Genomic DNA, 11,036 nt, shown 5'->3' on the forward strand with positions numbered 1-11,036 from the left:
GCGCCGGGCGCCCTCCCACGCAGCGGGTGGGGCTCGGGCGCGGCCCCGGGCGGGGCTGGTGCGCTGGCACGCGACGGGGGGGGGGCGCGGGGGCCGGGGGCCCCCCCGGCCCCCGGGCCGGCCGGCCGCACCCCGGTCTCACACCTGCGGGGCGGGGCGCGTCATTCAGCGGGGGTGGACCTCGAGGAAGGCGCGGACCGCGGACTCCAGGGCGCCCTCGATCCAGGCCGGCTTCAGGCTGGTGTGCTCGCCCGCGAAGTGCACCCGGCCCTCCACCGTGCGGGTGGCGGGGTGCAGTTCGTGCAGCTGGCCCGGGGTGAAGATGACCGCCTCGCCGAGCGCGTAGCGGGCCCTGGCCCAGGACTGGCTGACGCCCACACCGGCGTACGAGGCGCGGACGACCGGGCCGAACAGCCGCTCCATGTCGTCCAGGGCGAACGCGACCCGCTCGCCCTCGGTGAGGGAATCCCAGCGGAACGCGTCGTCGGACCAACTGTACGAAGCCAGCACCACGCCGCCCGGCGATCCGGCCGGGGCGTGCGAGGGCAGGTAGGTGTTGCGGCTCGGGCTGTCGGAGGTGCAGCCCGCGCCGGTGAAGCCGTCCGGGCCCTGCTCCCAGAAGCGGGTCTTGAACTCCAGCAGCACCTTGGTGGCGGAGTCGTAGTGCAGCTCGTTGACGGCCCGGCGCTTGGGGTAGGACATCAGCGGTTCGACGGTGCAGAAGCGCAGTGCGCTGAACGGGATGGTGACGATCGCGTAGTCGCCCTCGAAGCACTCGGCGGGCTGGATCGGTGCGCCGTCGCAGGAGGCCTCGGTGCCGCTCTCGGCGGTGGTCTCGATGCGGACTCCGCTGTCGCTCTGGACGAGGCGGGTCATCCGCCGGCCCATCCGGATGTCGTTCCTGAGCGGCGCGGCCAGAGCCTCGGTCAGGACGTCGAAGCCGCCGACCAGTTCCCAGTAGCGGTCGGTCGGCGTGATCGCCGCGTGGTCCATCAGGGTCGGGATGAGGGAGTAGTGGAGCCGGGAGGTGAGGTTCTCCAGGGTGCCCGCCGCCTGGATCTGCGCCAGGTCCCAGCCGGCCTCCTCGACCAGGTAGCGGTGGGTGGAGTAGTCGTCGTACTTCTGGAAGATGGTCGCCCAGGCGTCGATCTGGTCGTTGATGCTCGCGTCGCCGGAGACGGTCACCGGCTTGAGCGCCTCGTTGAGCGCGTCCGCCATGACGGTGCCGGCGCTCGCGCCGAACGTGCCGTTCACCCGCTGCGGCGTGGCTGCGTAGGCGGCCCGGGTGGTGGTGAGTCCGTTGACGCGGATCAGCCGCTTCCCGCCGGACGCCGGGGGCGTGAAGGTGTGGTCGTCGGGGCCGTTGGTCCAGGTCTCGCCGGTGAAGGCCCGGTAGGTGACCGGCGGTATGGTGCCGGTGGGTTGGGCGCCCGGTGCCACGTCGGCGTTGTAGAAGAGCTGGCGCTTGAGCCCGAGCTTGTCCGCGAGCGCGCGGACCAGCGGGTGGAAGTCCGGCAGCCGCATCGCGCCGGCCTCGGCGTACAGGGCCTTGTCCTTGAAGTTGCGGAAGGTCTTCACCCGGCCGCCCACCCGGCTCTCGTTGGCCTCGATGACGACCACCTCGTGCCCGGCCCGCTTCAGGAGCGTGGCGGCGGTCAGTCCGGCCACGCCGGCGCCGACTATCAGGATCTTCTTGCGCGCTGCTCGAGGCGGGAGTTGGCCGTCGATCAGGATCCGCAGGTACTGCAGTTTCAGGTCCTCGCCCTTGTCGCCGACCAGCAGGAGCTTGCGGGCCAGGTCCCGGCTGACCGCCGGGTCGATCCCGTGGGACGGGTCGGAAATCGGCGGGTTGATGGACGGGCTCCCGGTGAAGCCGGTGGCTCCCGCCACGGCGGCTCCCGCGACCGCGGCCCCCGCGACGGCCGAGCCGAGGAAGCTGCGCCGGGCGACAGCGGTCGGGCCACTCTCAGGTGAATCGCTGCTCTTGGTGGGCGAGTTCGGCATACAAGCTCCTGGGACGGAATGAACATTTCGTCGGACGAGATCAAACCCCATCGAATTGATTCGGGCACGTGCCAACCCATCGGTTCACCCGAACGGATGAAGAAACCCGATTCCCGCCTCGGTTTGGTCCTCCCCGTGACAGACGCTCAGACGGACACGCCATCCACGCGTCGTCCGGGAGCGCAAGCACCTCTCGCTCTGCCTCGTGCGAGAACTGTGTTTCCCGGCCTGGCGTTTGCCATTCCACGCCTCGGGTAGCTCTTGTCGGGAACCTGATGCCCGCCGCACTCGCCCGTCCCGAAGGGAATCATCTGGCGGCCTTCCCTCAACACCACGCGGCGCCGGTTCGTCCGCCGCGAGCGAGACGCAGCGACCGCCCTTGAAGACCAGCGGTTCCACTACCGTGGGCGGGGGCACGGCAGTTCGAGGTCGCGCACGGCGAGCGCCCTGGCGGCGACGGGTTCGTCACGGCCGGCCCCCGTGGGTGGTGCGCTGGTCACGTTCCGCCGAGGCGGATGGCTTTGACCAGCAGCAGAATGGCGGCGAGGACGAGGTAGCCGCGCAGGGCGAGCATGCCGAGGCGTAGTCCGGGCGACCATCGGACGGGCTTGAGCAGGGCAAGCGGGGGCATGCGCCAGGCGAGCTTCTCGGCCGCCGGCATCGTGGGCGCCGGAGCGCGGGCCGGGGCGCCGGAACGCCTGCGGGCGATCCGCAGGCCGCCGGCCGCCGAGATGAGTGCGACGACCAGGGCGCCGGCGAGCCAGCGGGTCAGTGCCTTGACGTCGATGTGGGGGAAGAGGGTTGCGGTCATCAGGGTGGCGGAGAGCAGTAGCAGGACCGCGATGATGAGGGTGGCGATGAGGTTGAGCCAGCGGGGGTTGACCCAGGGGCCCAGGACCTCGCGGTCGTTGCAGAGCAGGAGCAGGAAGACGCTGGCGGAGGGGAGGAGGAGTCCGGCGAGGGCCTGGACGGCTTCGGTGATGATGCCGAGCGGTGCGCCGGGGATGAGGACGATGCCGGCGGCGAGCAGCACCATCAGGCTGTAGGAGGCGTAGAACCTCTTCGCTTCGCCGAAGCCGCGGTGCAGGGAGTGCCGCAGGTTGAAGACGTCGCCGAAGGCGTAACTGGTGGCGAGGGTGACGGCGGCGGCGCCGATGATGCTGGCGTCCATGAGGACGATGGCGAACATGACGCCGAGCGTGCGGCTGTGCTGTCCGAGGGCGTTGGCCACACCGGCGGCGTCCGTGAAGTTGCCCGCGAAGCTCGTGCCGCGGGCGGCGAAGTCGGCGATCATGACGAGGGCGGCCGCTCCGACGACGACCACGACCGAGCCGATGACGGTGTCGGCGCGTTCGTAGCCGATGAAGCGCGGGGTGATGCGCTTGTCGATGACGTTGGACTGCTGGAAGAAGAGTTGCCAGGGCGCCACGGTGGTGCCGACGATCGCGATGATCAGCAGGACCGCGTCGCTCGTGATGCCGCCCTGGATGCCGGGGACGACGAAGTGGTAGGCGGCCTGGCCCCACTGGGGCCCGGACATCAGGGTGAGCGGGATGAGCAGGAGGCTGACCGCGATCAGGGCGAACATGGCGCGTTCCCAACGGCGGAAGGAGCCGCTGGCGGTGACGGCGATCAGCAGCAGGGCGGACAGGGGGACCACCCAGTACTTGGAGGCGCCGAGGTACCCGGCGGCCAGCGAGATGCCGATGAACTCGGTGACGATGGTGAGGAAGTTGAGGACGAAGAGGTCGCCGACGCTGAACCAGCCCCAGAACCTGCCGAAGCGTTCGTTGATCAGACGGGCGTGGCCGACGCCGGTGACGGCGCCGAGGCGGACCACCATCTCCTGATTGACGATCAGGACCGGGATGAGCAGCAGCAGGACCCAGAGCAGGGAGTAGCCGTAGTTCTGACCGGCTTGGGCGTAGGTGGCGACACCGCCGGCGTCGTTGTCGCCGACCATCACGATGATGCCGGGGCCGACGATGGCCAGCAGGGTGAGCAGACGGGTCTTGAAGCCCGGGCGTTCCTCGGCGTGATCCCTGGGGATCCGGCCGAACGCGCCTTCGATGTCCCCGAGATGAGCCTCGTCCAGGACGGCGCTGGGCCGCGCTGCGGCCGGCGGTTCAGGCGGCGGTTCAGGCGGCGAGGTGGGCCTGGCCGGCGATGTGGCCTTGGGTGGTACGGGCACGGGCGGCACCGACGGTGCCGGGGTGGGCGGGGGTGCGGGGCGGGCGTTGTCGTCCGGGGGATTCTGAGGGGTCGTCATCCGCCGAGATCCGTTGGGTTCGTGGGCTCACGCGGCGTGTCGTCCTCGGTGCGGCGACCCGGGTACGGGGCGGGCTCGCGGCGGCGCCAGTCCTCCGGGATCACCGTCTCCAGGATGTCGTCGACGGTGATGACGCCGAGGATCTGGTCATGGTGGTCGACGACGGGCACGCTGAGGAGGTTGTAGTCGGTCATCAGCAGGGCGACGTCCTCGACGTCCGTGTCCGGGAGCACCCGCACCGGTTCGGTGGCCATGACCTGCTCCATCAGGGCGTCCGGATCGGCCTGCAGCAGCGCCACCAGGGTCGCGGTGCCGATCAGCCGGTTCTTGTCGCGGACCACGTGGACGATGGTGAGGGCCTCGGGCTGCAGGGTCCGGGCCGCGCTGACGAGGCGCAGCACCTCGGCGACGGTGGCGCCAGGCGCGGTGGTGAGGATGTCCAGGGCCATCAGGCCGCCGGCGCTGGAGGGGTTGAAGCCCATCAGTGTCAGGACCTTGGTGCGCTGGCCGGCCGGCAGGGCGTCGAGCACCGGCTGGCGGCGGTTCTGCGGCAGGTCGTTGATCGCGTCGGCGGCGTCGTCCGCGCGCATCCTGCCCAGTACCTCGGCGATCTCGCCGTCGCTCTTCTGGGCGAGCAGGCGGGTCTGCGAGTCGGGCTCCAACTCCTCGAAGACGTCCGCCTCCAGTTCCGGATCGGCGTGGACGGTCTGCAGGATCTCGTGCGACTCGGTGCGGTTGGCCTCCTCCAGCAGGTCCGCCAGGTCGGCCGGTTTGAGCTTGCCCAGGCGCCCGAACGGCCCCCGCGCACGCGCCGACTGGACATGGCCGATGAGCGGCTCGAAGGACTTCCAGTCCCGCCACTGCGGATGGGCCTCGCCCGCCAGGAAGCCGAACACGCGGGGATGGCGCGGGTGGGTGTCCAGGCGGTCGACCACCCAGCCGTCCGGACGCCGGCGCAGCTCCAGGTCGTGGGCGCGGACGAGTTCGACGTCGGCGACGTCGATCACGCGGTGCCCCAGCACGTCGGCGCGCAGCAGGACCTCGCCTTCGCGCCGTTCGAAGGGCCGCAGGTCCACGACCTCGCTGGTCAGCCGGATCTGTTCGCCGTCGAAGTCCGCGACCTGCTCGATGGGCAGGAAGACCTCGCGCTTGCCGATCTGCACGACCAGGCCGGTGGCCAAGGGGTAGTCGCGCCCGCGCAGACGGACGATCACATCGGACAGGCGGCCCACGACCGCGCCATCACGCCCCACCAGCGGGCGGCGCAACAGCTGGGAAAGCGACACGACACGGTCCACGCCACGACGCTAGTCCGGTTGTGGCGACGGCCCGTGGGACGCACCGTCGTGGGGCGGTACCCGGCTCGAATGGCGCAACGCGTATTCACCCGGCCGGGGCAGGCCGTGCGGACGTCAGGAGCGTGGCACCCCGCTGCGTTGGTGGGCTTGCTCGACGAGCTCTCGGGCCAGGCCGCCGGTCAGGTCGAGGTGGCGTTCGAGCCGGCCGGCGTCGTGCCCGTGGGTGGCGAACGCCCACGCGGTGTAGAGGCGGTTCATGGAGAGTTGGTCGCCGCAACAACGACTGGCGGTAGGAGCAAGTGAGGCGGCCGTCGACCTGAAGAGCCAGTGGCTGATCTGGTGGGAGAGCGGGCCCGAGCCCGCCAACTCGTGCAGCCCAGTGGCGGGCACGCCGTCCAGCGCTGATGCGTGCCCGCCGAGCGGGGTTCGCGGTGAGGTGATCTCGTCATTGGCTGACGCTCCAGCGAGACATGCTACGAGCTGAGGACGATGCGGAACGACGAACGCCCGCACCTGGCCGAAGGCCTGGACCGGGCGCCGATTCACGGTGCCCGGTCTCCGAGCCCGGCGGGCAAAGAGTGTGTCCGAGACGCAGACCGTGAGCCGACGGCGGTCGGGGGTGCTCCAGGCTCCAGACCACGCGCAGGTCGCGGTTGCCGGCTGCCGGCTGCCCGGGCAACTCCCGCGTACACCACAGCGGTCGGCTCCGCCAGCGCTGGTGTCACCGCGGGGCGAAGCGGGCGAAGCGAGCGAAGCCGAGGTTCGATGGAAGGAACGTACGTCCGCAGCTGCCGCCGACCTGTGCAAAGGCCAGCGGCAGCTGGCGGCGGGTGTCCGGCCCTCAGACGATGAGGAGCCGTGGGAAGGAGATGAGCCATGGAGAGCCACGAAGACGTCCTGAACGGCGGGCGGTGCCCGCACCAGAGTCCGCGACGGCCGGTTCCACCCGCGCCCTCGTCACCCGCGACCGCACCGCGCGCCGGCAGACGCCCAACGCTGGGCCGGCCGGCGACGAAGAGGCACGGCAGGCTGGCAGCGGCCGTCACCGCGGTCCTGACCAGCGCTGTCATGATGGCCGGCACGCCCCCCTCGAGCGCCGCCTCCGCCGCCGTCCCGGCCTACCAGCAGCAACTGGCCAACGACTGCGAGGCGACCTCCCTGCGCATGGTGCTGGCCGCACGGGGGGTGCAGGTGTCGGACCAGGACGTGCTCGGGCGCATCGGCGTCGACCTGGCGCATCCCCAGGCGGGAGTCTCCGGGCCGCTGTCCGGGGACCCGTTCCGGGCCTTCGTGGGAGACCCCAACGGCTCGGAAGCAGCCGGCACCGGCTTCGGCGTGTACTCCCCGCCGATCGCCCAGGCCGCGCAGTCCTACGGCCTGTCCGTGACGGCGGCCGGGCAGGGGATCTCCCCCGCTCAGCTGAGCAGCGCCGTTGCCGCCGGACACCCGGCGATCGTATGGGTCGACTACAACTGGCGTGACGTCGCGGCGAGCTCGTACACCGCGTACGACGGTCAGGTGGTGCCCTACGCCGGCCCATCCGAACACACCGTCGTCGTGACCGCGGTCAGCAACGGACAGTACCTGGTCAACGACCCGGCCCGCGGGCAACTGCAGATCAGCGAGGCGGCTTTCGACGCCGGGTACGCCACCTACGGCGACATGGCGGTCATCGTCCAGTGACCGCTGCGCCCCGGTCGGACCCGCTGTCGAGGCGGCAGCGGGCCCGGCCCGTGGGTAATGGGGGCCCTGGACGGCGGCGCAAGCGCTCCGGACGCGGTTCGGATTCCGCGGTCGAACTGCGCGTCGGCCGCAGCGTTTCCCTCCCCGATGAGCAGCAACGCCCGCTCCAGCCAAGCGTCGAGTTCAGTTGCGAACCTGCCCGACACCGACCTGGCGCCCTGTACGTTCGCCAGCAGTTCGTCGAGCTCCTCGGCCGGCTGCTCAAAGCGCCCTGACGGCCCGCCCGCACCACCGAACTGTGGATGCCTGACGAGGCAGGTGCTGTGCCCCAGGGCAGCGCGGCGGCCGCGGCAGGGGTAGCGGCTGACGACCAGGGCATCGACCCCGGCGGCACCAGCGAGCGCAGGCCACCTACCCTCAGCTAACCTCCCCCCTCGTGGACGATCACCCCGAGCCCTCGACCCTGCGCGTCTTCGTGGCACTGGCTCCGCCCGATGACGCCAAGGATGAACTGGCCCAGGCCCTGCAGCCCGCCTACGCCAGGTACCCACGGCTGCGGTGGAACCGGATCGAGGACTGGCACATCACCCTGGCCTTCCTCGGTGAACTGCCATCCACGGCAGTGCCGCTGCTGCGCTCCGCGCTGGTGGGTGCGACTGCGTCGCACCCACCCCTGCACCTGGGCCTGCGGGGCGGCGGCCACTTCGACCAGCGACTGCTGTGGAGCGGGATCGACGGGGACCTGGAGGGACTGCACCTGCTCGCCGCCGACATCCGGGGCCTGATCAGGTCCTGCGGGATCGAGCTCAGGGACCGCCCGCTGCGCCCCCATCTGACCCTGGCACGGTCCCGCCGCGACGATCCCACCAGCGTGCCGCAGGCCGCGGCCGGGCTCACCGGGTTCGTGGGCCGGCCGTGGTGGACCGAACGCCTCCACCTTGTCGGCAGCAACATCGGCCGTGGCCCCGGGCCGATCCGCTACCGCGACATCGAAGCGTGGCGATTCGCCGCCGCCGTCCGGGCCGGGGGCGACGGCTCCCTCACCGAGCCGTAGCCGGCAGGCGAGCGCCTGCGGCGGGTGGTGGTTGCGTGACGGTCCGTTGGGGACGGAACCCCGGGCCGGGCAGTGCTGCGCCCGGGTGGGTCGGGCGGGCTCGCTGTCTTCGGTTCGTTGTCCCCGCCTGGCCCGGCTCGAACGGGCTGGTCCCCGCCAAGTCGGCTGTCACCGGCCTTCGTTCTCCGGTCTCGTAGGCGTGGAGGCGTGACAAGGCAAGGACGCAGCTTTGGGTCCAGATGCGCTGAGCTGTCGCCCGCTCGTGGTGGCCGTCGCGCGCCGGTACCAGACGGATGCGTCGTGGCCCAGACGGCTCGGATCGTTGTCGGCACGTGGCTGCGCAGGCAGGCGGGGGCCGCGCCGACGGAAAGCCGAGCGACCACCAGAGCGCGCTTCCGGACGCGCTCTACCGGTCCCCCGAGACCGTCACCGGCCGACCCGCCCCGTACCGGCCGCGCCGTCCCGGCTCGTCCTGGCGGGGACGGCGCTCCAGTCCGGGAGGTGCGGAGCGGGCGGGCAGTGCGCCGCTACGCCGGGCCTTCGTGGGCGCGCCCGGCCGGGCGCGTGCGGGTCTTCGGCGGCCGGGCCGCAGCCGGACACGGGCCGGCGCCACCGGGTGGTTGCGGGCAGTCACCGCGGTGTGAGCCGGATCTCCTCGCGGCGGGTGTCGGACCGCAGCGGCCCGTGATGGTGCTCACGCGTCCCGCGCGTCTCCTACCCTTCCTAGTAGGCCGCCCGCCGGTCCCGCCCGCCGCGCCCGCCTGGTCGGCCGCCGCAGCGGCCGCGCTCCCGCGCCCGCAGTCGGCCTTCCGTCGTTTCCGCAGGCCAAACCGGTGCAAATCGCCCAAAAAAGTGTGCCCGGCCAGGTTTGACCACCCCGACGACGAGCAGCCGGCCCGCCTCCGGCGGGCGCATGCGCCCCGCCCCGCTACGACGCCGCGTCGTAGCGGACACCCTTGGATCCGGGCGTCGGCCCCGCTAACAATGGCTCAGTCGCCAGCCGCGGCGGCGGTCTGATCCACTGCCGCGACTCCCGCCCGGCGGTCACCACCCGTGACCGCCCCGGTGCCGACTCCCGCCCGCCGGACCTTCCGGGTCCGCACAGCCGCGGGGCGAGGCACCCCGCACGATTGAGGTCGAACTCCCACATGCCCGTGATCACCACCCGCATGCGCAAGTCCGCCGCCCTGCTCGTCTCCGCCGCCGGCATCGCCGCCCTGGGCGCCGCCGTCGCCCCGGCCACCGCCAGCGCCGATACCCCCCAGCAGATCGCCGCCAGCGTCGTGCCCGCCAACCAGCTGGCCTCGTTCGACCAGATCATCTCCCACGAGAGCGGCTGGAACGTCACCGCGACCAACCCCTCCTCCGGCGCCTACGGCCTGGCCCAGGCCCTGCCCGGCAGCAAGATGGCCACCGCCGGCGCCGACTGGCAGACCAACGCGGGCACCCAGATCAAGTGGGCCTACGACTACATGAACACCCGCTACGGCAGCCCCAACCAGGCCTGGGCCTACTGGCAGATCCACCACAACTACTGACCCACCCGCCCCACGACCACGACCCACGCCACAAATCCAGGCCAGGGCCGGGCCGAACGGGGCCAGAGCCGAGGGGCCCGGAGCGCGAACCACGCGCACCGGGCCCCTCGGCTCGTCCGCAGCAACCACGGACGGAGCCACCTGGCAGCCGGACAGGACGAGAACGCCCCTTAGCTCGGCGGTGAACCTCACGATCGGGTGCGGGGTGTTCGTGCAACACGAAACTCGCGGGCAACTTGATGCCCGTCTCCCTGCCCGATAGCGGGCGACGTCGGGCAGACCCAGAACGTACGACAACCGCGCGCAGAGCGAAGGACCTGTTCACGGTGAAGCGGCCCCTCCGGTGTCGGTCTGCACAGCAAGCCTGTTGTGCTCCCGCCAGCACGCCGGCATCCAGGTCGTGCTCTCCGGTATCCGCATGCCGCGGATGAACTCCATCATGGAGCGCTGGGTGCAGACCTGCCGCCATGAGCTGCTGGATCGGACCTTGATCTGGAACGAGTGCCACCTGCGGCACGCGCTGCGCGAGTTCGAGCACCATCACAATGCGCACCGGCCCCATCAGGCCATGAACCAGGCGGCGCCCCTACGCGCGGTCCCCGAACCGATCACCGATCCCAGGCGAATCGCCCGTCTGGACATACGCCAACACGACCGACTCGGCGGAGTGATCCACGAGTACCGGCATGCCGCCTGACCTGGGCGGATGAGATATTCGGCAGGCGCAGGGTGGGAAACGGCGAACGCCCGTTCCTCGCCGAAAGCCAGGAACAGGCGCCGATGACCGATGCCCGAACGTTAGGCACCGTGTACAAAAAGTGTGTCCGGGGCCGGAGTTGTCCCATTGGCCAACCTGGAGCGGGCGTCTGCGGTGCTGGGGCTGGATTGATGAGCTCGCCGCCGATCCCTTCACGGGCGAAGCCACCTCTGGTATGGCGCCGTCAGAGCTCATGGAATCGGACCGGAGTACTAGTAGGGCTTGGTCAGGTCGGTGCGGCGATGGGTACGTCGCGGTGGCAGGTGGGGCAGGCACCGGCCCAGGTCGCGAGGAGGGTCTGTAGCTCCCGGACGACTTGGTAGAGGCTCAGGCCGGTGCCGTGTCTTTTGGGGCGGTGGCCAGCCTTCGCAGGGTGCAGAAGGCGTGGGCGAGGGAGACGAGGGTGACGTGGTGGTGCCAGCCGCTGAAGGTG

Annotated in this window: 8 protein-coding genes; 4 read left to right on the top strand and 4 right to left on the bottom strand. The window is 71.2% G+C overall.

The window, feature by feature from the left end; genetic code table 11:
* Nucleotides 1-165: 165 nt before the first annotated feature.
* The 4 genes from ABH937_RS37720 to ABH937_RS37735 all read right to left on the bottom strand — a co-directional run bounded on the left by ABH937_RS37720 (nucleotide 166) and on the right by ABH937_RS37735 (nucleotide 5,829).
* The gene (locus ABH937_RS37720) at nucleotides 166-2,004 is read right to left on the bottom strand and encodes a flavin monoamine oxidase family protein (protein WP_370220813.1); all 1,839 of its coding nucleotides are present in this window, start codon (nucleotides 2,002-2,004) and stop codon (nucleotides 166-168) included.
* 496 nt (nucleotides 2,005-2,500) lie between these two features.
* The gene (locus tag ABH937_RS37725) at nucleotides 2,501-4,273 is read right to left on the bottom strand and encodes an NRAMP family divalent metal transporter (protein WP_370220814.1); all 1,773 of its coding nucleotides are present in this window, start codon (nucleotides 4,271-4,273) and stop codon (nucleotides 2,501-2,503) included.
* Nucleotides 4,270-5,571, bottom strand: a complete 1,302-nt coding sequence (locus ABH937_RS37730) for a magnesium transporter MgtE N-terminal domain-containing protein (RefSeq protein ID WP_280692942.1) — start codon at nucleotides 5,569-5,571, stop codon at nucleotides 4,270-4,272. The genes ABH937_RS37725 and ABH937_RS37730 overlap by 4 nt, the downstream gene beginning before the upstream one ends.
* Nucleotides 5,572-5,685: 114 nt before the next feature.
* The gene (locus ABH937_RS37735; protein ID WP_370220816.1) at nucleotides 5,686-5,829 is read right to left on the bottom strand and encodes a hypothetical protein; all 144 of its coding nucleotides are present in this window, start codon (nucleotides 5,827-5,829) and stop codon (nucleotides 5,686-5,688) included.
* 813 nt (nucleotides 5,830-6,642) lie between these two features.
* On the opposite strand from ABH937_RS37735, the gene ABH937_RS37740 reads away from it, so the two are divergent.
* The 4 genes from ABH937_RS37740 to ABH937_RS37755 all read left to right on the top strand — a co-directional run bounded on the left by ABH937_RS37740 (nucleotide 6,643) and on the right by ABH937_RS37755 (nucleotide 10,543).
* Nucleotides 6,643-7,254, top strand: a complete 612-nt coding sequence (locus ABH937_RS37740) for a C39 family peptidase (protein ID WP_280692946.1) — start codon at nucleotides 6,643-6,645, stop codon at nucleotides 7,252-7,254.
* Nucleotides 7,255-7,690: 436 nt separating this feature from the next.
* Nucleotides 7,691-8,308, top strand: a complete 618-nt coding sequence (thpR, locus tag ABH937_RS37745) for an RNA 2',3'-cyclic phosphodiesterase (protein ID WP_280692947.1) — start codon at nucleotides 7,691-7,693, stop codon at nucleotides 8,306-8,308.
* Nucleotides 8,309-9,456: 1,148 nt separating this feature from the next.
* Nucleotides 9,457-9,846 (top strand): transglycosylase SLT domain-containing protein, encoded by a 390-nt coding sequence (locus ABH937_RS37750; protein ID WP_280692949.1) that lies wholly within the window; start codon nucleotides 9,457-9,459, stop codon nucleotides 9,844-9,846.
* A 400-nt stretch (nucleotides 9,847-10,246) separates the two neighbouring features.
* The gene (locus tag ABH937_RS37755) at nucleotides 10,247-10,543 is read left to right on the top strand and encodes an integrase core domain-containing protein (RefSeq protein WP_280691808.1); all 297 of its coding nucleotides are present in this window, start codon (nucleotides 10,247-10,249) and stop codon (nucleotides 10,541-10,543) included.
* The last annotated feature ends 493 nt before the right edge of the window (nucleotides 10,544-11,036 follow it).

The sequence above is a fragment of the Kitasatospora sp. GAS1066B genome (genome assembly GCF_041262605.1).
GTDB lineage: Bacteria > Actinomycetota > Actinomycetes > Streptomycetales > Streptomycetaceae > Kitasatospora.